Annotated in this window: 24 protein-coding genes; 7 read left to right on the top strand and 17 right to left on the bottom strand. The window is 62.0% G+C overall.

The features are described from left to right. Positions 1 to 64 precede the first annotated feature (64 nt). The 3 genes from HX817_RS23405 to HX817_RS23395 all read right to left on the bottom strand — a co-directional run bounded on the left by HX817_RS23405 (position 65) and on the right by HX817_RS23395 (position 3,956). Positions 65 to 1,363 carry an FAD-binding oxidoreductase gene (locus HX817_RS23405; protein WP_177041338.1) on the bottom strand — a complete coding sequence of 433 codons (1,299 nt, stop codon included), beginning with the start codon at positions 1,361 to 1,363 and terminating at the stop codon, positions 65 to 67. Further along, positions 1,360 to 2,448 (bottom strand): polyamine ABC transporter substrate-binding protein, encoded by a 1,089-nt coding sequence (locus HX817_RS23400; RefSeq protein WP_003219153.1) that lies wholly within the window; start codon positions 2,446 to 2,448, stop codon positions 1,360 to 1,362. Before HX817_RS23400 ends, HX817_RS23405 begins: the two co-directional genes overlap by 4 nt. 149 nt (positions 2,449 to 2,597) lie before the next feature. Then, complete coding sequence (locus tag HX817_RS23395; RefSeq protein ID WP_003219154.1) at positions 2,598 to 3,956, bottom strand: glutamine synthetase family protein; 1,359 nt, start codon at positions 3,954 to 3,956, stop codon at positions 2,598 to 2,600. A gap of 140 nt (positions 3,957 to 4,096) precedes the next feature. Here HX817_RS23395 and HX817_RS23390 point away from each other — a divergent pair, with 140 nt between their 5' ends. Beyond that, a complete protein-coding gene (locus HX817_RS23390; RefSeq protein ID WP_177041336.1) occupies positions 4,097 to 4,999 on the top strand; it encodes a helix-turn-helix domain-containing protein in 903 nt (300 codons plus the stop codon). A 141-nt stretch (positions 5,000 to 5,140) separates the two neighbouring features. On the opposite strand, the gene HX817_RS23385 is transcribed toward HX817_RS23390, so the two are convergent. Genes HX817_RS23385 through HX817_RS23375 form a run of 3 tightly spaced genes read right to left on the bottom strand, consistent with a single transcriptional unit; the run spans position 5,141 to position 8,271 of the window. Continuing rightward, on the bottom strand, positions 5,141 to 6,238 hold the full coding sequence (locus HX817_RS23385) for an acetoin dehydrogenase dihydrolipoyllysine-residue acetyltransferase subunit (protein ID WP_177041334.1): 1,098 nt from the start codon (positions 6,236 to 6,238) through the stop codon (positions 5,141 to 5,143). Continuing rightward, complete coding sequence (locus HX817_RS23380) at positions 6,235 to 7,254, bottom strand: alpha-ketoacid dehydrogenase subunit beta (protein WP_177041332.1); 1,020 nt, start codon at positions 7,252 to 7,254, stop codon at positions 6,235 to 6,237. The genes HX817_RS23385 and HX817_RS23380 overlap by 4 nt, the downstream gene beginning before the upstream one ends. A 39-nt stretch (positions 7,255 to 7,293) precedes the next feature. Beyond that, positions 7,294 to 8,271 (bottom strand): thiamine pyrophosphate-dependent dehydrogenase E1 component subunit alpha, encoded by a 978-nt coding sequence (locus HX817_RS23375; RefSeq protein ID WP_003219159.1) that lies wholly within the window; start codon positions 8,269 to 8,271, stop codon positions 7,294 to 7,296. Between the two features lie 310 nt (positions 8,272 to 8,581). Between HX817_RS23375 and HX817_RS23370 the strand changes: the two genes are divergently transcribed. Next, complete coding sequence (locus tag HX817_RS23370) at positions 8,582 to 10,447, top strand: sigma-54-dependent Fis family transcriptional regulator (RefSeq protein WP_177041330.1); 1,866 nt, start codon at positions 8,582 to 8,584, stop codon at positions 10,445 to 10,447. Between the two features lie 133 nt (positions 10,448 to 10,580). Here HX817_RS23370 and HX817_RS23365 read toward each other — a convergent pair whose 3' ends face one another. Then, positions 10,581 to 11,360: an acetoin reductase gene (locus HX817_RS23365; protein WP_087694141.1), complete on the bottom strand. Its 780-nt coding sequence runs from the start codon at positions 11,358 to 11,360 to the stop codon at positions 10,581 to 10,583. A gap of 190 nt (positions 11,361 to 11,550) precedes the next feature. Here HX817_RS23365 and HX817_RS23360 point away from each other — a divergent pair, with 190 nt between their 5' ends. Next, positions 11,551 to 13,713, top strand: coding sequence for a TonB-dependent siderophore receptor (locus HX817_RS23360; protein WP_003219177.1), 2,163 nt, complete (start codon positions 11,551 to 11,553; stop codon positions 13,711 to 13,713). Here the strand turns inward: HX817_RS23360 and HX817_RS23355 are convergent. Further along, complete coding sequence (locus HX817_RS23355) at positions 13,703 to 14,833, bottom strand: MFS transporter (protein ID WP_003219178.1); 1,131 nt, start codon at positions 14,831 to 14,833, stop codon at positions 13,703 to 13,705. The genes HX817_RS23360 and HX817_RS23355 overlap by 11 nt on opposite strands. Before the next feature lie 99 nt (positions 14,834 to 14,932). Here HX817_RS23355 and HX817_RS23350 point away from each other — a divergent pair, with 99 nt between their 5' ends. Beyond that, entirely contained in the window at positions 14,933 to 15,697 is a 765-nt protein-coding gene (locus HX817_RS23350) for a helix-turn-helix transcriptional regulator (protein WP_177009872.1), read from the top strand. 198 nt (positions 15,698 to 15,895) lie between these two features. Here the strand turns inward: HX817_RS23350 and HX817_RS23345 are convergent, their stop codons facing one another. After that, the gene (locus tag HX817_RS23345; protein ID WP_003219182.1) at positions 15,896 to 16,333 is read right to left on the bottom strand and encodes a carboxymuconolactone decarboxylase family protein; all 438 of its coding nucleotides are present in this window, start codon (positions 16,331 to 16,333) and stop codon (positions 15,896 to 15,898) included. Positions 16,334 to 16,444: 111 nt separating this feature from the next. Next, positions 16,445 to 17,482, bottom strand: a complete 1,038-nt coding sequence (locus HX817_RS23340; protein WP_177041328.1) for an AraC family transcriptional regulator — start codon at positions 17,480 to 17,482, stop codon at positions 16,445 to 16,447. A gap of 203 nt (positions 17,483 to 17,685) precedes the next feature. Here HX817_RS23340 and HX817_RS23335 point away from each other — a divergent pair, with 203 nt between their 5' ends. Next, entirely contained in the window at positions 17,686 to 18,627 is a 942-nt protein-coding gene (locus tag HX817_RS23335) for a transporter (RefSeq protein ID WP_102368644.1), read from the top strand. Between the two features lie 127 nt (positions 18,628 to 18,754). Here the strand turns inward: HX817_RS23335 and HX817_RS23330 are convergent, their stop codons facing one another. The 5 genes from HX817_RS23330 to HX817_RS23310 all read right to left on the bottom strand — a co-directional run bounded on the left by HX817_RS23330 (position 18,755) and on the right by HX817_RS23310 (position 23,740). Continuing rightward, positions 18,755 to 19,963: a DSD1 family PLP-dependent enzyme gene (locus tag HX817_RS23330; RefSeq protein ID WP_177041342.1), complete on the bottom strand. Its 1,209-nt coding sequence runs from the start codon at positions 19,961 to 19,963 to the stop codon at positions 18,755 to 18,757. 59 nt (positions 19,964 to 20,022) lie between these two features. Beyond that, positions 20,023 to 21,351 carry a D-arabinono-1,4-lactone oxidase gene (locus HX817_RS23325; RefSeq protein WP_177041340.1) on the bottom strand — a complete coding sequence of 443 codons (1,329 nt, stop codon included), beginning with the start codon at positions 21,349 to 21,351 and terminating at the stop codon, positions 20,023 to 20,025. Between the two features lie 77 nt (positions 21,352 to 21,428). Then, entirely contained in the window at positions 21,429 to 21,797 is a 369-nt protein-coding gene (locus HX817_RS23320) for a cytochrome c5 family protein (protein WP_177041326.1), read from the bottom strand. Between the two features lie 236 nt (positions 21,798 to 22,033). Beyond that, entirely contained in the window at positions 22,034 to 22,786 is a 753-nt protein-coding gene (locus HX817_RS23315) for an outer membrane beta-barrel protein (RefSeq protein ID WP_003210885.1), read from the bottom strand. 123 nt (positions 22,787 to 22,909) lie between these two features. Further along, positions 22,910 to 23,740 (bottom strand): arylamine N-acetyltransferase, encoded by an 831-nt coding sequence (locus HX817_RS23310; RefSeq protein WP_177009875.1) that lies wholly within the window; start codon positions 23,738 to 23,740, stop codon positions 22,910 to 22,912. A gap of 158 nt (positions 23,741 to 23,898) precedes the next feature. On the opposite strand from HX817_RS23310, the gene HX817_RS23305 reads away from it, so the two are divergent. Continuing rightward, complete coding sequence (locus tag HX817_RS23305; protein ID WP_023658994.1) at positions 23,899 to 24,144, top strand: DUF6555 family protein; 246 nt, start codon at positions 23,899 to 23,901, stop codon at positions 24,142 to 24,144. A gap of 35 nt (positions 24,145 to 24,179) precedes the next feature. Here HX817_RS23305 and HX817_RS23300 read toward each other — a convergent pair whose 3' ends face one another. Both HX817_RS23300 and HX817_RS23295 read right to left on the bottom strand, forming a co-directional pair. Next, positions 24,180 to 24,374: a DUF6021 family protein gene (locus tag HX817_RS23300; RefSeq protein ID WP_003210890.1), complete on the bottom strand. Its 195-nt coding sequence runs from the start codon at positions 24,372 to 24,374 to the stop codon at positions 24,180 to 24,182. A 24-nt stretch (positions 24,375 to 24,398) separates the two neighbouring features. Continuing rightward, the gene (locus HX817_RS23295) at positions 24,399 to 24,572 is read right to left on the bottom strand and encodes a hypothetical protein (protein WP_003210891.1); all 174 of its coding nucleotides are present in this window, start codon (positions 24,570 to 24,572) and stop codon (positions 24,399 to 24,401) included. 153 nt (positions 24,573 to 24,725) lie between these two features. Here HX817_RS23295 and HX817_RS23290 point away from each other — a divergent pair, with 153 nt between their 5' ends. Then, the gene (locus HX817_RS23290) at positions 24,726 to 25,247 is read left to right on the top strand and encodes a DUF3087 family protein (protein ID WP_087693365.1); all 522 of its coding nucleotides are present in this window, start codon (positions 24,726 to 24,728) and stop codon (positions 25,245 to 25,247) included. Positions 25,248 to 25,430 lie beyond the last annotated feature (183 nt).

Below are 25,430 nucleotides of genomic sequence, written 5' to 3'. Positions count from 1 at the left end.
GACTCGCTGTAAGAGCGAAACCCTAGGTGGCCGTTACCGAAGAAACGGATATGTACACAATCAATCACCCCACCATCTCCCGCACCCGATACCACAACATCCCCAACGCCAGCAGCGGCGAACGCAACACCTTCCCCCCGGGAAACGTCATATGCGGCACCTGGCTGAAAACATCCAACCCCCGACTCTGCCCAGCCTGAATCCCCTCGGCCAATAACCGCGCACACCAGTGAGTCACGTTCAACCCATGCCCCGAATACCCCTGGGCATAGAACACATTCGGATGCTGCTTCAGGCGCCCCACCTGGGGAAAGCGATTGGCGGTGATGCCGATCTTCCCCCCCCACTGAAACTCAATCGCGGTATTCGCCAACTGCGGAAAAACCTTGAGCATCTTCGGCCGCATATACCCCGCGATATCCACCGGATCACGCCCCGAATAATGACAAGCCCCCCCAAACAACAAGCGCCGATCCGCCGAAAGCCGGTAATAATCCAACCCCACTTTCTGATCACACAACGCCAGGTTCTGCGGAATCAACTGATCAGCCACCCCAACCGACAGCGGCTCGGTCGCAATGATGTAGCTCCCCGCTGGCAACACCTTGCCGCTCAACTTCGGCTCCAATTCCTCCAGATGCGCATTGCACGCCAGCACCAGGCTACCGGCGCGCACGCTGCCAAACTCGCAACGCACCTGCACCGTGTCGCCATGGATCAACTCCAGCACCGGGCTGTCTTCAAAGATCCGCACCCCAAGGGATTCGGCCACACCAGCCTCCCCCAGCACCAGGTTCAACGGGTGCAGATGCCCGGAGCCCATGTCCACCAGGCCACCGGCATACAAGCCTGAGCCAACCACCTGCGCCATATCCTGCGATGCCACCAACCGCGTTTCAGGCGCATACCCCAAGGCAGCCAGGCTCTCCAGCTCCCCCTGAAACGCCGCAAACTGCGCCGGCGTATTCGCCAACTCGCAAAACCCCCAGCGCAAATCACAGTCAATCCCGTGCTCGCGAATCCGCTCCCCCACCAGCGCCACCGAATCGATCCCGGCCTGCTGCAGGTAACGCACGCCCTCCTCCCCCACGTACCTGGCAAAGCCCGATACGTCATGCCCAATCCCGCGTATCAACTGCCCGCCATTGCGCCCGCTGGCGCCCCAGCCAATCCGCCGGGCCTCCAGCAAAATCACCGACAGCCCACGCTGGGCCAGTTCGATGGCGGTGTTGACCCCGGTGAACCCACCGCCGATCACACACACATCGGCGGTCAGGTCAGCCCCCAGCGCTGGGCGCCGGGGCATGGCGTTGGCCGAAGCCAGGTAATAGGAACGAGCGTGGTCGGAGGAGGAACGGTTCATTTGTTGGTCTTCACTTTGCTCCAGGACCGCGTCATCAAGCGCATGACGGCGGGCGTCGGGGTGGTGGAAATGTAGAGTTTGTCGAGCACTTCCTGGGACGGGTAGATCTCGGGGTTGTTCACCAGCTCGGGGGCCATGAAGGCCTTGGCCGCCGGGTTCGGGTTGGCGTAGCCGACGCTGGCGCTGACCTTGGCGATCACTTCAGGGTCCAGCAAGTAGTTGATGAAGGCGTGGGCGGCTTTCGGGTTGGCGGCGTCCGCCGGGATGGCCAGCAGGTCGAACCACAGGTTGCTGCCTTCCTTGGGGATCGAGTAGGCGATGTTCACGCCGTTCTTGGCTTCCTTGGCGCGGTTGGCCGCCTGGAACACGTCGCCGGAATAACCGAAGGCGACGCAGATATCACCGTTGGCCAGGTCCGAGATGTACTTGGAGGAATGGAAATAAGTGATGTACGGCCGCAGGGTCAGCAGCTTGGCCTCGGCCTGTTTGTAGTCTTCGGGATTCTCGCTGCGCGGGTCCTTGCCCATGTAGTTGAGGATCGCCGGGAACAGTTCATCCGCCGAGTCGAGGAACGCGACGCCGCACTCGTGGAGCTTCTTGATGTTCTCCGGTTCAAACAGCACGGCCCACGAGTCGATATGGTCGATGCCCAACACCTGCTTGACCTTGTCCACGTTGTAGCCGATGCCGTTGGTGCCCCACAGGTACGGCACCGAATGCTCGTTGCCCGGGTCGTTTTTCTCCAGCAGCTTGAGCAGCTTGGGGTCGAGGTTCTTGAAGTTGGGCAGCTGCGAACGGTCCAGCTTGAGGAACGCGCCGGCCTTTACCTGGCGCGCCAGGAAGTGGTTGGACGGCACCACCACATCGTAGCCGGTACGGCCGGCGAGCAGTTTGCCTTCCAGGGTTTCGTTGGAGTCGAACACGTCGTAGATCACCTTGATCCCGGTCTTGGCCTGGAAGTCGGCCAAGGTGGTCTCACCGATGTAGTCGGTCCAGTTGTACACACTGACCGTCTGCGCGGCATGACCCGCGCTACTGAACAATGCCGCCAAGGCCAGCGGGAGAAGCTTTTTCACCAGACGCATATCGACACCCCTTTGCTTGATTGATTTTTATGTATTCATCCAGCCATTCTGCCCGTAGCAGCTGTCGAGCCTTGGCGAGGCTGCGTAGCGTTGTATCAGACACAATTGCGGTGGGCCCGACGCAGCCTCGCTAAGCTACGGACGAGTCGTCAGACGCTCAGCAGCAGGAATTCACGTTCCCAGGAGCTGATCACCCGCTTGAAGTTCTCGTGTTCGGCGCGCTTGACCGCGACGTAGCCGCGCACAAACTTGTCCCCCAGGTACTGCTTGACGGTGTCGCACTCTTCCATGCGCGCCAGGGCGTCTTCGATGGTGATCGGCAGCCTCAGGTTGCGGCGTTCGTAGGCACGGCCTTCCACCGGGGCGCTGGGCTCGACCTTTTCGATCATGCCGAGGTAGCCGCACAGCAGGCTGGCGGCGATGGCCAGGTACGGGTTGGCGTCGGCACCCGGCAGGCGGTTTTCCACGCGCATGGCGTCGGGGCTGGAGCTCGGTACACGCAGGCCGACGGTGCGGTTTTCTTCGCCCCACTCGACGTTGACCGGTGCCGAGGTGTCCGGCAGGAAGCGGCGGAACGAGTTGACGTTAGGCGCAAACATCGGCAGCAGCTTGGGGATGTACTTCTGCAGGCCGCCGATGTGGTTGAGGAACAGTTGGCTCTTGTTGCCGTGCTCATCGACAAACACCTGCTTGCCGGTGGCGATCTCCACCACGCTCTGGTGCAGGTGCATGGCGCTGCCGGGCTCGTCGGCCACCGGTTTGGCCATGAAGGTGGCCGCCACGTTGTGCTTGAGTGCAGCCTCGCGCAGGGTGCGTTTGAACACGGTGATCTGGTCGGCCAGGTCCAGGGCGTCGCCGTGGCGGAAGTTGATTTCCATCTGCGCCGGGCCGTCTTCATGGATCAGCGTGTCGAGGTCCAGGCCCTGGGCTTCGCACCAGTCGTAGACGTCTTCGAACAGCGGGTCGAACTCGTTGGCAGCGTCGATGGAGAACGACTGGCGGCCACTTTCGGCGCGACCGGAACGGCCCAGCGGGGTCTTCAGCGGCAGGTCCGGGTCTTCGCAGCGCTGGGTCAGGTAGAACTCCATCTCCGGCGCGACAATCGGCTGCCAGCCCTGGTCGGTATAGAGTTGCAGGACCTTTTTCAGCACGTTGCGCGGCGACAGTTCGATGGGGTTGCCCTGCTTGTCGAAGGTGTCGTGGATCACGATGGCCGTCGGCTCGATGGCCCATGGCACCACGTAGGTGGCGTTGGACACCGGGCGGCAGATCATGTCGATGTCGGCCGGGTCCAGCAGGTCGTAGTAGATATCGTCGTCGACAAAGTCCCCGGTTACCGTTTGCAGCAACACACTTTCCGGCAGGCGCATGCCTCGCTCATGCAGGAACTTGTTGGTGGGCGAAATCTTGCCGCGTGCGATGCCAGTCAAATCACTGATCACGCATTCGACTTCGGTAATCTTGTGTTCTTTCAGCCAGGCGGACAGCTGATCGAAGGGGGCGTTCATAAGGACCTCGTCATGGGTTGGATGCTGCGCCGCGGGCTTCCCTCGCGGCGCATTGAGGTCTATCTTGGGCCAGCCGTCCAACGGCATCTATCCACTTTGCGCCAACCACAACGCACCAATAGAGTGCGCCCAGGTTACCCATGACACAGGCAACAGCTTTGCGCGTACAGGCCTTCACCACCGGTGATGTGACCGCTCAATGCAGTGCGACACCCGGTTGGGTGCAGCAGTACCAGCAGATGTCCCCGGGGCATTTTGCCGGGCAGATCCGCTATCTCGACCTGCAAGGTGTCGAGGTGTACGAAGAGCGGATGAACACCCGGGTGGAGCAGAACTTCAACGCGCCGCCGGGTTCCCTGGCGTTCTGTTTCGATGGCAGCGACAACGCGCTGTACGTGCTCAATGGCGAAAGCCGCAACACCTGGATCACCCCGGAAAACTACCGCGAAGTGGCAGTGGTGTTCGGGCCGCAGTTTGTCCAGCGCCATGGTCTGGATGTGGCGAAGCTGGAGGGGTTGTTCATGGCCCCGCTCAACTCCCTGCAAAACCCGTTGTTCAGCCGCTGGCTCAGCGGCACGCTGACACGGCTGTCGGCGACGCTGGACCTGCCGAGTCGTGATGCGCTGACTCAGCAGTTACTGGACGACTGCCTGTTCATCCTCGACAACGCCTGCGTGTGCCTCGACAAGGGCTCATTGCAGCGACGCACCGAGGAGCGAATCATCATGGCGCGCATTGGCGAATGGGCGGCGGATGTGCCGGATGAAACCGTCAACCTGCTGCAGCTGGCGCGCATTGCCGGGGTGCCGTTGCGCCAGTTGCAGCACGGGTTCAAGACGTATACCGGGATGAGCCCGGCGCAGTGGTTGCGGTTGCGCCGGTTGAACAGTGCACGGCGGGAGTTGTTGAACCCGCCGTCAGTGGACACCACCGTTGCGGAGGTGGCGATGAATTGGTCGTTCTGGCATTTGGGGCGGTTTTCCAACAGTTATCGGGCGTTGTTTCAGGAGTTGCCCAGCGAAACCCTGAAGCGCCAGAGGTAAGTGTGGGAGCTGGCTTGTGTGGGAGCGGGCTTGCTCGCGAATGCGGTGGGTCAGTCAATAAATCTGGCACTGATACACCGCCTTCGCGAGCAAGCCCGCTCCCACATTTGAAGATCGTTCCCACGCGGAGCGTGGGAACGATCAGGTCCGAAGAAACGCCAGCATCAACTGATTCACCCGCTCCGCCGCCTCCAACTGCACCATATGCCCCTGCCCCGGCAGTATCTCCACCTGAGCCTCCAACCCCTGGGCATGGCTCGCCGGAATGATTGCGTCCTCACTGCCCCAGATCACCAGGCTCGGCTGCTGCCCGACAACGTTGCGTAGATCCACCAACTGCCGACCACCGCTGAACAACGCTCCGGTGATCTGCCGCAACGCCTGCTCCACACCCTCCAGGCGCTTGAACTTGAGCATGTCTTCCAGCATCTGCCGAGTCACCAGCGCCGGATCGCTGAACAGTTGCACCAGTTGCGGCTTGAGTGCATTGCGATTGCTCGCGTCGATAAAACCTTGCAGGTAATCACTGTTGATCTGCGTACCCAATCCAGCGCTGGCGATCAGGGTCAACGACGCCACACGCTGCGGTGCCACCCGCGCGAGGTTCAGGGAAACCAGCCCGCCCATGGAATGCCCGGCGAGGTGTACCCGGTCAACCTTCAGATAATCCAGCAGTGCCAATACCGCCTGGCTCAGCTCCTCAAGCTCGCCCGTTTGCAGGTACTTGCCCGACTCGCCATGCCCCGGCAAATCCAGGGCGATCACCCGCCGCTCAGCCGCGAGCACCGGGTGATTGAACAGCCAGTTATTCAGGTCGCCACCAAAGCCGTGCACCAGCACCAGCGGTGTGCCGCCCTCCCCGAGGTCCAGATAGCGCAGCAGGCGCCCGCCCACCTCGACCTTCTGTGCCGATGGCCCGCTGGCTTCAGCCTCGGCGGCACTGGAAACGAACCCCGCCTGGAACGCCTCGATCACCCCATCAATCTCGGCCTCGCTGGCCTCGCCTTCCACCACGATTGCCAGCAATGCCCCCACGGGCAATGTCTCATCGCTCTGGGCCAACACCCGCCGCAGCACCCCGCTGAAGGGTGCCTCGACACTGCTGGAAATCTTGTCGGTCTCGACATCCAGCACCTCTTCACCCTTCTCCACCCGGTCGCCCGGCTGCTTGAGCCAGACATCAACCCGGCCCTCGGTCATCGACAGCCCCCACTTGGGCATGGTCAGTGTATGGATCATGCGGCATTCCTCTTGTCGGCGATCTTCAGCACCGCAGCTTCGATCTTCGCCGCGTTGGGGATGTACAGGTCCTCCAGGGCATCGGAGAACGGCACCGGCGTGTGAGGCGCGGTGACCATTTCGATCGGCGCGCGCAGGAAGCTGAACGCGCGTTGCGCCACCAATGCACTGATGTCCGTGGCAATCGAGCAACGTGGGTTGGACTCGTCGATCACCACCAGGCGCCCGGTTTTCTCCACGCTTTCAAGGATGCTGTCTTCGTCCAGCGGGCTGGTGGTGCGCAGGTCCAACACTTCGCAGTCGATACCCTGGCGCGCCAGATTAGCTGCGGCTTCCAGGGCGATGTGCACCATGCGCCCGTAGGTCACCAGGGTTACATCGTTGCCTTCACGCACGTAGTTGGCTTCGCCGAACGGCACGGTGTACAGCTCTTCCGGCACTTCGCCCTGGAGGCTGTAGAGCATTTTGTGTTCGAGGAAAATCACCGGGTCGTTGTCGCGGATCGCCTGGATCAGCATGCCCTTGGCGTCATAGGGCGTGGCCGGGCACACCACCTTGAGCCCGGGAATATGCGTCCACATCGAGGTGAGCATCTGCGAATGCTGGGCCGCCGCACGCAGGCCGGCGCCGTACATGGCGCGCACCACCAGCGGCGTGGTGGTCTTGCCACCGAACATATAGCGAAACTTCGCCGCCTGGTTGAGCAACTGGTCGAGGCAGCAGCCGATAAAGTCGACGAACATCAACTCGCACACCGGGCGCATGCCACGGGTGGCTGCACCGACGGCCATGCCCACATAACCGACCTCGGAAAGTGGCGCGTCGAGCACGCGGTCGGGGAACTCTGGATACAGCCCCTTGGTGACGCCGAGCACGCCGCCCCAGGCGTCCTGTTCACCGGGCGAACCGGTGCCGCCGGACACGTCCTGGCCGATGATGAACACGCTCTGGTCGCGGCGCATTTCCTGGGCCAGGGCTTCGTTGATTGCCTGCTGATAGCTGATTTTTCTAGCCATGATGACTTCTCCACGGATTGTTTTTGTAGTGGGTGGCGGTTAGCGGTAGGCGACGTAGACATCGCTCAGCAGGTCGGCGGCCTGGGGTTTGGGATCGGACTTGGCCAGGCGCACGGCGTCTTCGATCAGCTGCGCGACTTCGGTGTCGATGCGTTCGAACTGAGCCGCGTCGAGCCAGCCTTCGGCGGTGCAGCGCTGGCGAAACAGGCTCAGGCAGTCGCCGGTTTCCCGCAGGTTTTTCACTTCGTCCGGGCCGCGATAGGTTTGCGCATCGCCTTCGAAGTGGCCGTAGAAACGGCTCAGTTTGACCTCCACCAGCGTCGGCCCTTTACCGCTGCGGGCACGCTCTACCGCAACGCCGAGGGCGGCGTGCACGGCAAAAAAGTCGTTGCCGTCGACAATCACCCCCGGCATGCCAAAACCCACGGCGCGCTCGGCAATGTCCTTGCAGGCCACCGACCAGCCGGACCCGGTGGCTTCGGCATAACCGTTGTTCTCGGCCACGAACAGGCACGGCAGGTTCATGATCGAGGCCAGGTTCATCGCTTCGAACACCGCGCCCTCGTTGGAGCCGCCGTCGCCGAAAAACGCGACCGCCACACCCGCGCTGCCCTTGAGCTTGGCCGCCAGCGCCGCACCGGCTGCCAGCGGCGCCCCGGCACCCACAATGCCGTTGGCGCCGAGCATGCCCTTCTCCTGGTCGGCGATGTGCATGGAGCCGCCCTTGCCGCCGCAGACGCCGGTCTTCTTGCCGTAGATCTCGGCCATCATGCCGAACACATCCACGCCCTTGGCGATGCAATGGCCGTGGCCACGGTGGTTGGAGGCGATGCAATCTTCATCGTTGAGGTGGGCCATGACCCCGGCGGCGCTGGCTTCCTGGCCGGCATACAAATGCACGAAACCGGGGATCTCGCCGGTGGCGAATTCCACATGCAGGCGTTCTTCGAAATCACGGATGGTGCGCATCACGGTGTAGGCATGGAGCAATTGATCGGTGGACAGGTGAGTGGACATCTTGTTGTTCTCCAGGTTGTCTCGACACACAAAAGGCTGGATCAGGCCAGCTGCAAGACACTCAGCACGGCCTGTGCCAATCCGTTGGAAAACCCGGAAAAGCCTTGACCCAGAGCAGTTGTCTGGAAGCGTGGACGTGCCACTGTGGGCCGTTCAATGAGACGCGCCGTTGCAACCTGCCCGCAGCGTCTGCGGCGCAATGAGACGCTGCGTCTCACCTCGGGCAGTTGGTCAGGCCGGCCTTGTTCCTCCCGGCCCATGGGCGCTTAATGGCGGGCATAACAACAAGGATCGAGAACCGGAGGCTTCCATGCTCGCCGTGAACTCCAAGGACCATGTCGACTGTGTCAGCCGCGTGGTACGCAACGCCGACCGCCTGCCCCAGGCTCCGGTGCCGTCGCTGATTTTTGATTCCTGGCGCCGCTCCATGGAGCAGCACCACCTCGACCCCGGCTCCCTGCAAGGGCCGCGCATCCTCACCAGCACCCTGCTCAAGGAATGCCGCGAACGCGCCGAACTGTTCATGCGCATCGCCAGCGAGGAAGTCGGGCAGATTCACAACCGGGTGCGCCACGCCGATTACTGCGTGATGCTTACCGACGCCCAGGGCCAGACCATCGACCATCGTGTGGACGCCGGCATTCGTAACGACTGCCGCAAGGCCGGCCTGTACCTGGGCACCTGCTGGTCGGAAGCCGAGGAAGGCACCTGCGGCGTGGCCACGGTGCTGACCAGCAAGGCCGCGGTCACCGTGCACAAGCGCGACCACTTTCGTGCGGCGTTTATCGGCCTGACCTGCTCTGCCGCACCCATCTTTGATCCCCAGGGCAACCTGCTGGGCGTGATGGACGCCTCCGCCCTGAAATCGCCGGATGACCGGCGCAGCCAACACCTGGTGCGGCAGATGGTGGCGCAAAGCGCGCGGGCCATCGAGAACGCGTTTTTCATGCACAGCGCCCGGCAACATTGGGTGTTGCAGGCCCACAGCACGCCCGGTTACGTCGACAGCCAGCCGGACATGCTGCTGGCGTGGGATCAGGATGGGCGGCTGCAAGCCTTGAACAGCAAGGCGCGGCAGGCCCTGAGATTGCGCTTCGGGCAGTTGCCGGAGCATATCGGCGAAGTGTTTGACCTGGACGCGTTGCGCGCCGTGACCGATCAATCGACGCAGCAGTTGCATTGGCTCGGCGAGCCGGGGGCGTTGCAGGTACGGGTCAGCGCGCCGCGGCGTAAGGCTGCACGTGCGACGGTGTCTTCGAGTCATCAGGTAGACCCGCGAGTAGAAGAACATCTGCGCCTGGCCGTGCGGGTCAAGGACCGCAACCTGCCGGTGCTGGTCCAGGGCGAAACCGGCGCCGGCAAGGAAGTGTTTGCCCGCCAGTTGCATGAACGCAGCGCCCGTCGCGACGGCCCCTTTGTGGCGGTGAACTGCGCGGCGATCCCGGAAAACCTGATCGAGAGCGAACTGTTCGGCTACGTGGCCGGGGCATTTACCGGCGCCTCCAGCAAGGGCATGACCGGGCTGCTGTTGCAGGCCGATGGCGGCACGTTGTTTCTCGACGAGATCGGCGACATGCCGCTGGCGTTGCAGACGCGACTGCTGCGGGTAATGGCCGAAGGTGAAGTGGCGCCGCTGGGCGGGGCAAAAACCCGGGCGGTGGATATCCAGGTGATCTGCGCCAGCCATCGGGACTTGGCGGCGCTGGTGAGTGCTGGAAGCTTTCGCGAGGATTTGTATTTCCGGTTGGGCTGTGCGCGGTTCTGTGTGCCGCCATTGCGCGAGCGCATGGACAAACTGGCATTGATCAATCGGCTTCTGGAGCATGAGGCGCGGCACAGCGGTGTTGCGGTCGGGATCGCGGCAGCGGCGCTGGAGTCGCTGCTGGGTTATGCCTGGCCGGGGAATGTGCGGCAACTGCGGCATGTATTGGCATACGCCTGTGCGGTGTGCGACGGCGGGACAATTCAACTGGCGGATTTGCCGGTGGAAGTTCGTGGTGACGCGGTTGCGGTGGAAACATCGGAAAGCGTCAGCCCGGAACGGCAGTTGGTGCTGGATGCGTTGATTCGGCATCGATGGAAGCCGCTGGCGGCGGCGCAGGCGTTGGGGATTTCCAGGGCGACCTTGTATCGGCGGGTTAACCAGCTGGGTATCGACATGCCCGGCAAGCACTGACCCAACACGGTCAAAAATGTGGGAGCGGGCTTGCTCGCGAAGGCGGTGTACCAGTCAACATTTCCGGTGGCTGACACTCCGCCTTCGCGAGCAAGCCCGCTCCCACATTTTTTGACCGAGTGATTCTGCCAGCTCAGCGGTACAGAATCCCGCCATCAATCAACGGCGATTGCCCGGTCATGTAATCCGAATCCGGCCCCGCCAGGTACGACACCAGCCCCGCCACATCCTCCGGCGTTTCCGCCCGGCCCAACGCAATCCCGTCCACATACTTCTTGTACGTCGCCCCCACCTCGGCGCCGGTAATCTCGGCCATGCGCTTGTCGATCTCGACCCACATGTCGGTGCCCACCACACCCGGGCAGTAGGCGTTGACGGTAATCCCGTCACTGGCCAGTTCCCTCGCCGCGGCCTGGGTCAGCGCGCGCACGGCAAACTTGGTGGCCGAATACACCCCCAGCAACGCAAAGCCTTCATGGCCGGCAATCGAGCAGGCGTTGATGATCTTGCCCCTCTGCTTCAGCGCCTTGAATTTCTTGCCTGCGGCCTGGATGCCCCAAAGCGTGCCCTGCACGTTGATACGCAACGTGCGGTCGACCTGTTCCGGGGTTACGTCCAGCAGTGCGTCAATCTGTGCGACACCGGCGTTGTTGATGATGATGTCGAAGCCGCCCAGGGTCTGGTGGGCATGGTCCACCGCCGCGACCACTTGCTCCAGCTTCGAGACATCGGCGACATACACCGAGGCCTTGCGCCCCAGTGCAACGACTTCGGCCGCCACCGCTTCAATCTTCGCGCTGTTGATGTCCACCAACGCAATGTCGGCGCCGTCCCGCGCCAGGCGCAGGGCGATGGCCCGGCCGATGCCTTGCCCGGCGCCGGTCACCAGTGCAACTTTTCCAGCGATACTCATGACGATCTCCTTCAACGGTGAGAGAAGCCTTGTCTATCGCAGTTGCCAGGGGCCGCTGTCGAGCAGCAGCAGGATTGATCTGCGGGCTGAGACGGGACGTCTCAAAGCGAACCATTCTCGAAAACTTGTAAAACGCCGCCGTTATGCCTAGCTTATGCGCCCTCCGCTCTGCGCTCTCAGGCCTTCCCCCATGGTTTTGCGTCTTCGCCCCGCTGCCCCTTCACGTTTTGCCCTCGGCCTGTTGCTCAGCGCAGGTATTGGAAGCAGCCAGGCGGCTGATATCGAGCTGCCGGAGGTGAAGGTCCAGGGCCAGGATGAATCCGGCTATAACACCGACACCGCGTCGGTGGGCGCTTTCAATGAGGCGCCGTTGCTCGACACGCCGGCCTCGATCGCGGTGTTCAACGAGTCGTTGATCAAGGACCAGCAGGCGCGCTTGCTCAGCGAAGTGCTGCGCAATGACGCCTCGGTGGGCGACAGCTATGCGCCCATCGGCTACTACGAAAACTTCGTGGTGCGCGGTTTCTCGCTGAATGCCGCCAGCAGTTACAAGATCAATGGCCGCACCATCACCGGCGAGCAGAACGTTGCCCTGGAGAACAAGCAGCGCGTGGAGCTGCTCAAGGGATTGTCGGGTATGCAAAGCGGGATTTCCGAGCCCAGCGGCGTGATCAATTACGTGACCAAGCGCCCGGAGGATGTGCGCTCGGTGACGGTGTCCACCGATGATCGCGGCAGTGGTTACCTGGCCACCGACGTGGGCGGCTGGTTTGGCAGCGAGCAGCAGTTCGGCCTGCGCGCCAACGTGGCCCATGAAGACCTGCATTCCTATGTCGAACATGCCAATGGCCACCGGGATTTCCTGTCCCTGGCGTTCGACTGGAACATCAGCCCCGACGCGGTATTGCAGCTGGATGCCGAGTATCAGAACAAGCAACAGCGCTCGGTGCCGGGTTATCAGCTGCTGGGCGGGACCGAGGTGCCGCACGACGCGTCGCCGAAAAAACTGCTGGGGCATCAGAGCGGTGCGAATCAGGTAGGGATTGATTCGCTGAACCTCAACGGCAAGTTTGAATATCGCTTCAGTGACCAGTGGAAAGGCAGCGTCAGCGCGGCGCGCAGCAAGGTGGTGATTGATGATTACAGTTCGTTTGCGTGGGGCTGCTACGGGTCCGCGAGCTGTGCCGGGGCCAAGGTACCGAACTACTTCAGCCCGGAAGGCAACTACGATATCTATGACTTCCGCAGCCCTGATGACACCCGGCGCGATGATGAAATCCAGGCCGCGATGACCGGGTTGTTCAATACCGGTGGCCTGGGGCATGAGTTGACGTTTGGCAGCAGTGCGTTTCGGCGAGTGGTGGACAAGCGCGAATCGGTCAACGAGATGATTGGCTCCGGCAATATCAATCAGGACCCGGAAAACTTCGCGCCCACCGATAAGCCCCTGAACGATAGTCATCGCAACCTCGACAGCCGCCAATACGGCCTGTTCGTCACCGACCGCATCAGCTTCAACGAGCAATGGCAGACCATCGTGGGCGGCCGCGAAGTGCGCCTGGACGAAAAGGCTTTCGATGATCAGGGCAACGAGTCGCGCCACACCCGGCAGTATGTGTTCCTGCCCCAGGCGGCGCTGATCTACAAACCGATTGAAAACCTGTCGCTCTACACCAGCTACAGCAAAGGCCTGTCCCTGGGCGGTACCGCGCCGTGGTTTGCCCTGAATAAAGATGAAACCCTCGCCCCGACAGTTTCCCGCCAGATCGAAGCCGGGGTGAAATACGACTGGCGCCGCATCAGCTTTGCCGCCGCGATCTTCCAGACTCGCCAGGCCTATCAGTACGCCAAGCCGGACGCCGCCGGCGACTACACCTACGTGCAACAGGGCGAGCAGAAAAACACCGGCCTGGAATTGTCCGCCAACGGCTGGGCCACCCAGCGCTTGCAGATCGCCGCCAGCGTCGCGGCCATCCGTGCACGGGTGACGGGCAGCGGCACGCCGGAATACGAAGGCCATCAGGCGATCAACGTGCCGAAACTGCGGGCCAGTCTGTACGCCGACTACGCCCTGCCCTGGGTCGACGGCCTGGCGCTGCTCGGCGGCGTGCAATACAGCGCCAACAAGTACGCCAATCGCACCGGTGATGTGGAAGTGGGCGACTACGCCATCGTCAACGTCGGCAGCCGCTACACCACCAAACTCGATGGCTATGAAACGGTGTTTCGCCTGAGCGTCGACAACCTGTTCGACAAGCGTTACTGGCGCGATGCTGGCGAATACATGGGCGATGACTACCTGTTCCAGGGTGCGCCGTTGACGGCGCGCTTGAGTGCCACGGTCAATTTCTGACGGTACGCGGGATCGCCAGGCATAGCGCCGCCAAGGCGCACACCAACAGGGTCCAGCCCAACTGCTGGACCCAGGCTGCCAGGGTCAACCCCACCCCGATCACCAGGTAATACAGCAAACCGAACAAAGCACCGGCGGTGCCAAGGCGGTCGCGATAAGCCGTGAGTGCCGCCCCCAGGACATTGGGAATCGCCATGCCGAAGGCCATGACCACCAACAGCATCGGCAACACGAACAGCCAACGGTCCTGTAACAGCACCACCAGCACGCTGCCCACTAACATCACGCCACCGGCTGCCAGCACCAGCTGTTCGCTGCCGGCCCCGCGCTTGAGCAACCCCTTGTTGAGCCAGGCCCCAAGCCCCGAGCCCAACGCCAGCAGGACGCCGCTGTAGCCGAACTGCTCGGCAGACAACCCCAGGCGCTGGAACACAAACGGCCCCAGGCTGTAATAGCTGAACAGCGCGATATTGAAGACCGCGACCAGCCCCACCGAACGCCACAGCGCCGCATCCTTGAGCATCAGGCCCAGGGTGCCGCGCAACGACGCTGTGGGCAGCGAGGCCGGGCGGGTTTCCGGCAAGGCCCACAGGCACCAGGCCAATAACGTCAGCGCCAGCAGCAACAAGCCTGTGAGCACCCCGCGATAGCCAAAGTGCTGCACCAGGCCCGCGCCAGTGAACAGGCCAATGGCGGGGCTGGCCGCCAGGGCAATGCCCACGACTGAAAACACCTGCGCCAGCCCGGCACCGCTGAAGCGGTCGCGCAGCACGGTTTGCGTCACCACCGACCCCACCGCCGCACCAAACGCCGCCACCGCCTGGGCCAGCAACAGGCCGTTGAACGAACGCACGCCCAAGGCCAGCGCTGTGGCCGCGCCATAAAGGGCCAACCCGGCCAGCATCACCGGGCGCCGGCCGAAGCGGTCACACAAGCGTCCCCACACCACGACCCCGAACGCGAAGGCCAGAAAGTACACCGACAAGGTCTGCCCCGCCGCCTCGGGCCCTACCGCAAACGCCTGGCCGATATCCGCCAGCGCAGGGCTATACAGGGTTTGTGCGATTTGCGGGAACATCAGCAGCGCCACCGCCAGCACCAGCAAGTTTTTCAACATCATCCAGACGCTCTTCACGAGTAAACAGGCCAGGGAGTCTAAACAGCGGCAGCTGGCGTATTATCCAGACTTCGACACCTTATCAATGAAATCGGACATCCCATGGCATGGCTGGCGGCGCAGACACCTTTCGATCCCGACCGCTTCGACGCGCCCGTGGTGGGCATCGCCGCCCTGCTGGGTGATCACGACTCCGGTGTACATCAGCATCAGCGCGGGCAATTGCTGTTCACCCAACAGGGCTGCACGCGCATTACCCTGGCCAACCAACTGTGCCTGTTGCCGCCCACTCGGGCAGCGTGGATTCCCGGCGGTGTGCCGCACCGGGCAGTGATGCAACAGACCGTGGATTACCGTTCGGTGTATGTCAGCCCGGCATTGGCCGGGCAGTTGCCGGCACAAGTGCGGGTGATTGAGGTGAGTGCGCTGCTGCGGGCGGTGCTGGAGCCCATGGCAATGGCGGCGTTCGACACCGATTGGCAACAGGGCAAATACGCGCATTTGCTGGCGCTGTGCCTGAGTGAAATCCGCGAGGCAGTCGAGCAACCGCTGCTGCTGCCCCTGCCCACGGACAAACGCCTGGCGCCGTTATTGCAGAACCTCGACGCGCTGCCACCGGAGCTGCAAGCCTTGCAACGCCAGGTGGCCGCCAGCGGCAAAACCATCGGCCGGATCTTCCAGCGGGAAACCGGCATGGGCTATCAGCAATGGCGCCAGCAGTGGCGCCTGATGCGCGCCATCGAGTTGCTCGCCACCGGGCGCAGTCTCGGGTACTGCGCCTTTGAGTTGGGCTTTGCCAGTGACAGTGCGCTGATCGCCTTCTTCAAGGCCATGACCGGCGCCACGCCACGGGGTTACTTCAAGTGAATGCCGACTGGCTGTAACCCGGTGGTAGATCGGCTTCATTGATCGTTCCCTCGCTCTGCGTGGGAATGCATCCCGTGACGCTCCGCGTCACCCGTACACAAGACTTGAGCCTTGCATCGCCCGCTGGACGCAGAGCGTCCGGGGCGGCATTCCCACGCAGAGCGCGGGAACGATCAGTCATCCCGGCGTCTTGTCGGGTTATTTAGGCATCTTGCGAAAACCCACCGCCAGACGGTTCCAGCTGTTGATGGTGGCGATCGCCACGCTCAGGTCGACTTGCTCTTGCGGGCTGAAGTGGGCGGCCAGTTCGGTGAAGTCTGCATCCGGTGCGTGGGTCTGGCTCAGCAGGGTCAGGCTTTCGGCCCAGGCCAGCGCGGCGCGTTCACGGGGGGTGAAGAACGGCGTTTCACGCCAGGCCGACACGGTGTACAGGCGGCGCTCGGTCTCGCCCCCCTTGCGGGCGTCGGCGGTGTGCATGTCGAGGCAGAAGGCGCAGCCGTTGATCTGTGACACACGCAGGCGCACCAGCTCCAGCAGCGGCAGTTCGATGGACAGTTTGCCGACGGCAGCCTCCAGGGCCAGCATGGCTTTCATGGCATCCGGGGAAGCGGTGTAGAAGTCGGTACGAGCTTGCATGGTGATACTCCAGAACAGTGGGGATTGGTGTCTAGAGTAGTGACGAGGGGGCATTGGACAAATAGCCAATCCGGGGAAAGATCAGGTAGCCAATGGGGCCAATCCTGACGATCACCCCGGCCCTGCGCCTTCACCGCGAAACGCACTGGGGCTCAGCCCGGTCCAGCGCTTGAACGCCCGCCGAAAACTGCGCACATCGCTGTAGCCAACTTCCTCGGTGATCCGTTCGATGGACAACCCCGGGTTGCTCAGCAAGCCCATGGTCCTTGCCCTGCGCACCTGTTCCAGCAAGCCCTCGAACGTCAGCCCATGCTCGGTCAGGCGCCGGCGCAAGGTACGCCCGCTCATGTTCAAGTCACTGGCGACCTTTTCCAGATGGCCGCCCTGCAAATCCCGGGAAATCGCGCGCTCCACCGCCTGGATCAAATCCATTTTCTGATGCAGTTGCGCGCTTTCCAGTTCCAGCAGTTCCAGGGCCTGGCGCAAGGCCAGGGCATGGTGATTGGGCAGCCGCACGTCCAGCCAGTGGCTGGCCAGGACCATGCGGTTATGCAGGCAGCCAAAACGCACATCCGTACCTAACAGCTGGTGATAGTCAGCGACATAGGTGGGCGCGGCGTGGATAAATTCGACCCGCAGCGGCATGAAGCCCTCGCCCACCAGGGCGCGGCCATACACCATCAGGCTGGCGAAAAACTCCTCGGCGGCAAACACCTGCACCTCGGCGTAGGGCAGCAGGCATTCGATATCGACGAAAACTTCCTGGGGGCCTTCATGGGTGCGCGAGGTGGCGATACCACCGGAGGTGTGCTGATGACGTTCCCCGATGGCAAACGCATCGCGCAACGTCTTGCACAGTGAAATCACATGGCCGAGCAGGCCCAGGGTGCCGAGTACGTTCTGATGGCCTACCCACAGGCCCAGCCCCTGGTCGGGCAACACCTTGAGTGCACGCTGGATCATCGCTACCGCCTGGCGATAGGAAATGCGCTGGGCCGGGTCGTCCAGGTCGGCCAGGGTGAATCCCAGGCCACGGCACAGGTGCTCGGCGCTCACGCCTTTTTGCGCGACCACTTGGCCGAGGGTTTGCAACAGAAATGGCGAGACCAGGGCCAGGTCATAGTGCGGATCAACGGCTTTCCTTTGCATGGATCTTCGATTCCCGACTGAGTGCTTCAGTTCTTGTTTTGGAAACATCCTGACAATCATAGGCTCTTGCAAGAACTGCTGCACTCTGGATGAAAGCTGTCCGCCAAAGTCCCCCTATGTGGCCGCCAATACCCTGCCCCGCCGGGCGCCGAGGGCTTATTTCTATAGGCAGCGTCGTCCTGATAATAATAATGAGCCCAGACATGAACACGACCCGTGCGTTTTACCCCGTGCAACTCGCCCTGTTGACCCTCATCAGCCTGCCGGCCCTTGCCACCGAAGGCGGCGTCGACAACATCGGCCCCGGCACCGATGGCTTCTACATCCTGCCGCTGGACGTCAACAACCTGCCCGACCACATGTTCGCCTTCAACATCTATTACAACCACTACGAAGCCAGGAAGCTCGATATCAGCTCGTTGGGTGGCAAGGTGCCGGACGTGAAGATCAAGTCCGACGCGATCATCCCGCGCCTGGATTACCTCAGCCCGTTGCGGGTATTCGGCGGGCGCCTGGGCGGCTACATCGCCCAGCCGTACCTGAAGCAACAGGTGTCGCTGTTCGGCATGTCCGACACCCGGGAAAGCATGGGCGACACCACCGTGGCGCCGATCATCCTCTGGGACCTGGGCAGGAACCTGACAGTGGGCACCGCCCTGGAAATCACCCTGCCCACCGGCGAATACGACGCCACGCGCCTGGCCAATACCAGCAACAATTTCTACACCTACAAACCGTTGGTGTCGGCGACCTGGATGCCCAACGAGCGCACTGAGCTGTCGATCAAGACCACCTACAGCTTCAACAAGGAAAACCCCGACACCCATTACCGGTCGGGGCAGATTTTTCACTTCGACTACTCGGCCAGCTACAAGGTGACGGATAACCTCAGCCTTGGGCTCAACGGCTACTACCTCAAGCAGACCACCGACGATAAGCAATACGGGCATACCGTGGTGAACATCTATGGCGAAGATGTGGATGACGGGGTCAAGGGCCAGGTGTTTGCGATCGGTCCGGCGGTGTATTTCACCTTCCTCAAGTATGCGAGTGCCGAGGTGCGCTGGGCCAAGGAGTTTGATGTGCAGAACCGCCCGGAAGGCGACATGTTGTGGGCGAAGCTGACGATTCCGTTTGCCCTGTAAACCCGACAAAAACTGTAGGAGCGAGCTTGCTCGCGAAAAACGTCAACGATAACGCGGGCTGCCTGGAAGACCGCGTCGTCCTTGGGTTTTTCGCGAGCAAGCTCGCTCCTACAGTGGGACGGCGTTGTCAGGTGTAGACCGGCCAAGCGTCGACAATTTTACCGCCCCGTACTGCCAGCAAATCGCCGAACTGCAGCAGCACAAACTCACTCTGGGTCGGGCGCAGAAACACCTGGTCTTCCACGTTCAGCCCCACCTTGGGCGAACCATTGACCATCTCCTGATTGGAGCTGCGCCCATACAGGTCATTGCTCTGCAACCCCCTGGGCGATTCAAACTCCGCCATCCAGTTGCCCCCATAAATAAAGAACGTGGCGCGCTGATTCGCATCCCACCACGAGAACAACCGCGACTTGCCGTCCAGCGCCGGAATGTCCACCGGCCCGGTGCTTTTCAACACGGGCGTTGCGATATAGGCCGCCGGCACATGCTCGCTCAGCGACGGCAAGTCATAGTGCGTCGGCTTGAGCAACGCCGTGCCCACCGACACCTCGCTGCTGAGCTTCTCCTGCTCGTGAATGCGATAGCTCGGGCTGCCTGCCGTATTCAACGTCAGCCCGTCGCGCCACAGCGGCGCAAAGTGCTGGCGGGTGTAATCCACATAGCCGTTGTAGCGCTGCATGACTTTGTCGAACAGGTCCTGGGGCGAGCCGAGAATCCCCGGCACGCCCATGCCCACGAACGGGTCGTAGCCCATGAACCCGCTGAATTCCAGCTGCTGCGGATGCGCGCTGATCATCGTCAGCATCTGCCCCAGCACCGCGTTGTCGCTGATGCCGCCGCGATGCAGGCCCACATCCAGCTCGATATTGACCCGCAGTTTGGTGCCCAACCCCTGGGCCAGCGCCAGGTATTGTTGCAAGCGCTCGGGCGTGTCCAGCAGCCATTGCAGCTGGCGGGACGGGTCGAACGGGCCCTTGTGGGTTTGGTAAAACAGCTCGGCAGAACGCACCGGCAACGGCTTGCCCAGCAGGATGTCGGCGTCGGGAAACACCTGGGCGTCGTGATTCAGAAATGGCTGATGAAACGACATCAAGCGCTGGGTGCCGGCTCGCTTGGCGATGTACGCCAGCAGCCCCGGCGACGGCAGGGATTTCTCCACCAGCCGCAGATGTTTGCCGCCGCGCTGCACTGACTGCATCACCACGTCGATGTTGTGGTCCAGGCGATCGAGGTCGATCAGCATCACCGGGCGCATCGGCCCATGGGCCTTGAGTTCCTGGTTGAGGCTGCGGAAATACTCGGTGTAAGGGCTGCCCCGGTCGCCCGGCCTCAGCAAGATGGCACCACCCACCAGCAACACGCCGGTGCCGAGCATGAAATGTCTGCGGTTCATCAGGCCACTCCCAGAATAGACGACAGGTGCGCATTGAGGAATTTGCCGCTGGGGTCCAGCTCGCGGCGCACTCGGGTAAATTCCTCCCAGCGCGGATACAGCGGCTGCAAGGTGCGCGCATTGAGGGTGTGCAACTTGCCCCAGTGCGGGCGACCGGCGTATTTCCAGAAGATCGGTTCTACGGCGGCGAAGAAGTTGTGGTGGTCCATGGTGTAGTGCTGGTGCACGGAGATCGAACAGCTGTCGCGGCCCTCGAACATGCTCAGCGGAATGTCATCGGCCTTGACGTAGCGGTACTCGATGGGAAACCAGGTGCGCAGGTCCTTGTCGTTGATCAGCTTGAGGATTTCCCGCAGGCATGCCGGTCCGTGCTCGGCGGGCACCGAATATTCCATCTCGTTGAAACGCACGTTGCGCACGTTGGCGTACACCTGGAACGACTCGGCCACGCGGTCATCGAAGCTGGCAAAAAAGCGCAGGCTGTTGAGCAAGGTACGCCGGGCCTCGGGGAAATCGCTGCCGTATTTGTCGAGTTTCTCGATGATCGATACAAACTCGTTGCCGCCCGCCTCCGCCGGGTCGATGGGCGGGGTTTCGGGGTCGGTGGTTTCGTTCAGGGCGATGGACAGGGCGTAGTCGGAATGGGTCACCACGAGCATTTCCCAGTGCTGGTTTTCCCGGGTGTTCTTTGCCACGTCCTCCAGCAGTTCTTCAGTCTTGGCGATCCACTGGCGCTCCCGCAGGCGGTACGGTGCGCGGTTTTGCAGGCGGACCTGGGTGGCCACGCCGAGGGCGCCGAGGGACACCCGGGCGGCACTGAACACCTCGGGGTGGCGCTTGGCGTCGCACTCCAGCACCTCACCCTGGGCGGTCACCAGTTGCAGGCCGGTGACGCAACCGGAATATGAGGTGAAGCCCACACCGGTGCCGTGGGTGGAAGTGGAGATCGCCCCGGCCAGGGTCTGGTAGTCGATATCCGCCATGTTCGGCAGCGCCTGCCCGACGTCTTTCAAGGCCTGGCCCATGCGCGACATCGGCGTGCCGGCGGCGAAGGTGGCCTGCACGGTTTGCGGGTCGTGATCCAGCAGGCCATTGAAGTAACTCAGGGACAGCAGCGTGCCGTCGGTGGGCACCAGGGCACTGAACGAATGGCCCGAGCCCACCGGCCGCACCTTGCCCGGTGCCTGGCCGATGACCCGCACCAGTTCATCAAGGTTCTTCGGCGCCAGCCGCGCCAGGGGCAGACAGGTTTGCGCCCCCGACCAATTGCGCCAGGGAATCAGCCGCGGTGCCCGGGCCAGCTGGGCCAGTACCGGGTTACTGGTCAATGCCATGAACGCGCCGGCTACCGCGCCGCGCTGCAATAATTCTCGCCGTGAAAGCCCCATCGCCTACCCCGTTATTCTTATTGGATGTGTTGACCCGACATAAAGCTGATCAGCCCCAGGAATTGCTCTTCGGAGCACTGCACGCACAGGCCCATCGGGGGCATGCCGTTGTAGCCGTTGATGGTGTGGTCCAGCAGGATGTCCGGGCCCTGGGCAAGGCGCGGGCTCCAGGCCGGGCCGTCACCGGTCAGCGGCGCACCGGAGGCCGGGTTGGCGTGGCACAGCTTGCAACTGGTGTCGTAGACCTGGGCCAGGGCTGCGTCGCCGGGCATGGCATTGGCCGCCGTGGCGCGTTCGGGGGGATGTTTCGGTTTGTCGTCACAGGCTGTCAGCAGGCAGGTCACGGCCAGCAGCAGACTGATGCGACGGGGGTTGATTGCCCGCATAGCCACCTTCTCTCTTATTGTGTGAAAGCGTGATCCACACTAAGGCAGCCAGGGCGCGGCGTTGAGGGTATTGGGGGACAGAAAGGGGGGCTTGGGCGGACAGTTGATTGAGCCGCAACGCCGATCAAATGTGGGAGCGGGCTTACTCGCGAATGCGGTGTGTCAGTCACAAAATTTTTAACTGATACACCGCATTCGCGAGCAAGCCCGCTCCCACCGTTAGAATCGAGGTGGGCTTAGAAGGCTATACCGACCTTGAACCCGTACTCGTCACGCTTGAGCTTGGTGTTGTCGGCCACGTACGAATCGTCATCGAGCTTGTACTCGGTGCGGGTGTAGTACAGGCCCGCCATCACTGGCAGATCGCCTTTCTGGTTCATCAGCAGGCTGACTTCGGCGTACGGGTTGGTGCGGTCCTTGAGGTCCACGGTGTCGCTGCCGATGCCGTCGACCTTGAGCTTGGCGCGGCCGTCGATGGTATGGCGGGCGCCCAGTTCAACACGCATGGTCATGTCATCGAACTGGTGGTTGTAGCCCAGGGCCGCCTTGGCGAACGGCGATTTGTTGGTGAGTTTCATGTCGTAGTCGCCCGAGTCCGGCTCGTAGCGGGTCCAGCTGTAGCCGCCACCCACCAGCACGTCGACGAAGTTGCGCGCATCCAGCGCGGCACGCCAGCCGAGGTCGAGGTCGGCCTGGCCTTCCTTGAGCTTGTTGTCGCTCTTCTCGCCGTACTTGGCTTCGATACCGGCCTGGTAGATAAAGCCGGATTCAGCCGTCAGCTTGTTGCCGAAGTTATAGAACAGGCCGGCTTCAGGCATGTGGTCCTTGTCGCTTTGGCTACCGCCTTCGAGTTTGAAGTCGTTGTAGCTGCCGAGGATCCCGAAGGTGGAAATCGGGTCGGTCGGCGCTGCGGCGAACACCACACCAGGTGCCGCGATCAAGGCCAGGACCGAGGAATTCTTGAGGATCTTTCCGAATAGTTTGGACATCGTTTTACGTCTCCATTGCAGGTGGCAAATTATTCAGGAAACGCTTCGAACCCTCGTTTTGGCGAAAGGTTCGAATTAATTTGCACCTTTTTCGAGGTAAAACGGTTCAGCGAAGGCTCTATATCAAGCGTCTTGGACGGGAGCCAGCAAACGGCCGAGAATTGACCGCAACTGCGGATGCGCCGGCAGGCGAATGCCAAAGCTGGCCTGCAACAGGTTCAGCAACTCTTCGACGTCCTCGATTGCACGCTTTTCGCTGGCCCGGTCCAGGTAGTGAATCGCGTACTGCCCGTTGTTCAGCGTGCGGCGAAATCCCGGGCCAATCAGTGCGACTTTCAGCTGGCCGAGGAACGGCGAATCCGGGTGGGTGGAGACGTACCAGTTACCGATCTCGTAGTCGAAGTGTGACTGCACCTGCAGGTCGAACACATATAAGCCGCGCCACTCACCGGCGACCTGCGCCCACAAGGTGTAGCTGCCCTCGTTCAGGCTCAGGCGATAGGGTTCATGGGCGGTGGCCTGGGTGGCATCGGTGTCCAGTTGCAAGGGACTGGTGGGCACCATGCCACCAAAGCCGACATCACTGATGTAACGCACGCCGTCCAGGGTCACCAGGCTCAGCCGATGGGTGCGCGCCGTCAGTGCATCGGGTGGCCCCCCCATCACCACACGGCCGGTAATGCCCCGCGCCTCGAAGCCCAACTCCTGCAACAAGGCCAGGAACAGCTGGTTCAGCTCGTAGCAATAACCACCACGGCCGTCGAACAGGACTTTTTGTTCGACGCTCGGCAAATCGATCGGCACCGGTGCGTGCAGCAGGGTCGACAGGCTTTCAAACGCGAAGGTGCTGACATGGCGCAACTGCAGATCCTGCAGGGTTTGCAGGGTGGGCGGAGGCGGCGTGTCGTAGCCCAGACGTTGCAGGTAGAGGCGGCTGTGGGTCAGCTCTGGCATGACGCAATCCTGGAGTCGGTGGCGAAAGCACCACTAATACCCTGACGGCGGTTATTTGCCAATTGTGGGTTGAATCAAATGCAAGCCCTCAGATGCACAAACTTTCTGAACCTTTCTGAACTGATTTATATCCATTCACTACAAGACAGGGAGGCATCATGAGTACCGCAATGATCTACACCATCCACTACTTGCTACACGGCGAACCAAAAACCTTTGTGGTGCGTGCCGAGGTCATGAACAACGCCGAAGCGTGGCATTGGGCGGCCGTTGACGCCGACATTGCCCACGTGGGGCGGATAGGCCGGCCGGGCCACGAGCGGGTGAAAAAGACCACTCGTCCCTGGGCGGAGAAGTTCGGCATCACCGAGGTGACATGGACAGCCCCGAAACGGCTTGGTTGAGGAATAAAAAGCCCCGCACGACGGCGGGGCTTGTTTCACTTTTTCAGATCACCGAGGGGATCATAGGCCGGCTTCTTGCCGGTTTTTTCTGGCTTGTCCAACGGGGCAATGGCGGGACCTACCGGGTCGACCTGTGGGTCTGCGACGTCCGGGGAATCGGGGTCGAAACCCAATTCGTCCTTGCCGCTGGAATGCTCGGATGAATGCGGGCCGCTTGTACGATTAGTCATAACTACCTCCTTGGCGCGCCGGGTCTACAGCGGGCGGGCCTTGTCGTGCAGGTTTTCCAGGTCTTCCTCGACCTGCTCTTCTTCGTCTTGCCGTTCGGCCGGGTCGTTGGGGCGCAGGGCGTCGTTGTCACGCTCCTCTTCGCCGGGCGTGCGGTCGGGGTTGGGTGTGCCGGGCGGCTGTTGCTGGTACCGGGTCATGGTTCACCTCACTTGGGGGTCGGTTGCCTACAGGGGTTAGAGAAATTGCGCTGATCCATCGTTCAACCTGATTACCGTCACTCCGACGGGTGAAGCATGAGAAGATGCTGGCCGGCGTTATAACCCTACTTGTGCCATGGAGACTGACCCTGGATGTTTGAGCTCAAACCGTGCGACCCGATTGTTTTTCGCCAGCAGACGCGACGCAGTACGTTGATAGTCGCGGGGTTGTTTGTGGTGTTGGCGATGGTGCTTTCCAGCCTGGCGGTGATGCTGTTTGGTGAGCCTGGGGGGGATAATTTTCGCTTTAATGTGGGCGGGGTGTTTGCCGGGGTGTTGATTACCGTAGGGCTGGTGCGGGGGCCGTTCTGGAACCAGGCCTGGTTCGCGCCGGCGGTGTATGGGTGGCAGCTCAAGCGCAGCCTGATGAGTGTGACGAATGTGATGCACAAGGTGACTGACGGGGTGAAGGCGAATGATCCGGTGGCGATCAAGTTGCTGCGGTTTTATCACCTTGGGTTGATGCAGATGCACGAACTGGACGCCAATTCGAGTTCTCAGGCGCAGTTGGTGCGCGAGGTTGATGAGCATCTGGAGAAGATGCGGGGGTTGGGGATTGAGCCTGACCAGACGCGGCTGGATCCGGATTGGGTTGAGGCTGTGAAGGCTCGCTGATTGGGGGGCATATCCGTTATTTGGGTGATGGCTGATATGGGTTCCGCTCTTACAGCGGCTCACTTTTGAACAGCGCAAAAGTAAGCAAAACGCTCTTGCCCCACCACTCGGCACCTCGCTTAGGCTCGGTGTGCCCTCACTCCGGCTTTGGACCGTGGGCCGCCGTCATGGGCCATCCTTGGC

It is taken from the genome of Pseudomonas sp. C6002, from assembly GCF_013385805.1.
In the GTDB taxonomy this organism is placed as follows: domain Bacteria; phylum Pseudomonadota; class Gammaproteobacteria; order Pseudomonadales; family Pseudomonadaceae; genus Aquipseudomonas.
The sequence above is the reverse complement of the archived record's forward strand: the minus strand, read 5'-3'. Positions and strand labels throughout refer to the sequence as shown.

What these genes read in the sequence shown, in the direction of transcription:
- HX817_RS23390 (WP_177041336.1), top strand. Translation starts at nt 4,097, where the DNA reads ATGACACAGGCAACAGCTTTGCGCGTACAGGCCTTCACCACCGGTGAT.
- HX817_RS23320 (WP_177041326.1), bottom strand. Translation starts at nt 21,797, where the DNA reads ATGCGGGCAATCAACCCCCGTCGCATCAGTCTGCTGCTGGCCGTGACC.
- HX817_RS23365 (WP_087694141.1), bottom strand. Translation starts at nt 11,360, where the DNA reads ATGAGTATCGCTGGAAAAGTTGCACTGGTGACCGGCGCCGGGCAAGGC.
- HX817_RS23360 (WP_003219177.1), top strand. Translation starts at nt 11,551, where the DNA reads ATGGTTTTGCGTCTTCGCCCCGCTGCCCCTTCACGTTTTGCCCTCGGC.
- HX817_RS23375 (WP_003219159.1), bottom strand. Translation starts at nt 8,271, where the DNA reads ATGTCCACTCACCTGTCCACCGATCAATTGCTCCATGCCTACACCGTG.
- HX817_RS23355 (WP_003219178.1), bottom strand. Translation starts at nt 14,833, where the DNA reads ATGATGTTGAAAAACTTGCTGGTGCTGGCGGTGGCGCTGCTGATGTTC.
- HX817_RS23300 (WP_003210890.1), bottom strand. Translation starts at nt 24,374, where the DNA reads ATGACTAATCGTACAAGCGGCCCGCATTCATCCGAGCATTCCAGCGGC.
- HX817_RS23350 (WP_177009872.1), top strand. Translation starts at nt 14,933, where the DNA reads ATGGCATGGCTGGCGGCGCAGACACCTTTCGATCCCGACCGCTTCGAC.
- HX817_RS23345 (WP_003219182.1), bottom strand. Translation starts at nt 16,333, where the DNA reads ATGCAAGCTCGTACCGACTTCTACACCGCTTCCCCGGATGCCATGAAA.
- HX817_RS23290 (WP_087693365.1), top strand. Translation starts at nt 24,726, where the DNA reads ATGTTTGAGCTCAAACCGTGCGACCCGATTGTTTTTCGCCAGCAGACG.
- HX817_RS23395 (WP_003219154.1), bottom strand. Translation starts at nt 3,956, where the DNA reads ATGAACGCCCCCTTCGATCAGCTGTCCGCCTGGCTGAAAGAACACAAG.
- HX817_RS23405 (WP_177041338.1), bottom strand. Translation starts at nt 1,363, where the DNA reads ATGAACCGTTCCTCCTCCGACCACGCTCGTTCCTATTACCTGGCTTCG.
- HX817_RS23385 (WP_177041334.1), bottom strand. Translation starts at nt 6,238, where the DNA reads ATGATCCATACACTGACCATGCCCAAGTGGGGGCTGTCGATGACCGAG.
- HX817_RS23340 (WP_177041328.1), bottom strand. Translation starts at nt 17,482, where the DNA reads ATGCAAAGGAAAGCCGTTGATCCGCACTATGACCTGGCCCTGGTCTCG.
- HX817_RS23305 (WP_023658994.1), top strand. Translation starts at nt 23,899, where the DNA reads ATGAGTACCGCAATGATCTACACCATCCACTACTTGCTACACGGCGAA.
- HX817_RS23315 (WP_003210885.1), bottom strand. Translation starts at nt 22,786, where the DNA reads ATGTCCAAACTATTCGGAAAGATCCTCAAGAATTCCTCGGTCCTGGCC.
- HX817_RS23310 (WP_177009875.1), bottom strand. Translation starts at nt 23,740, where the DNA reads ATGCCAGAGCTGACCCACAGCCGCCTCTACCTGCAACGTCTGGGCTAC.
- HX817_RS23295 (WP_003210891.1), bottom strand. Translation starts at nt 24,572, where the DNA reads ATGACCCGGTACCAGCAACAGCCGCCCGGCACACCCAACCCCGACCGC.
- HX817_RS23335 (WP_102368644.1), top strand. Translation starts at nt 17,686, where the DNA reads ATGAACACGACCCGTGCGTTTTACCCCGTGCAACTCGCCCTGTTGACC.
- HX817_RS23370 (WP_177041330.1), top strand. Translation starts at nt 8,582, where the DNA reads ATGCTCGCCGTGAACTCCAAGGACCATGTCGACTGTGTCAGCCGCGTG.
- HX817_RS23400 (WP_003219153.1), bottom strand. Translation starts at nt 2,448, where the DNA reads ATGCGTCTGGTGAAAAAGCTTCTCCCGCTGGCCTTGGCGGCATTGTTC.
- HX817_RS23380 (WP_177041332.1), bottom strand. Translation starts at nt 7,254, where the DNA reads ATGGCTAGAAAAATCAGCTATCAGCAGGCAATCAACGAAGCCCTGGCC.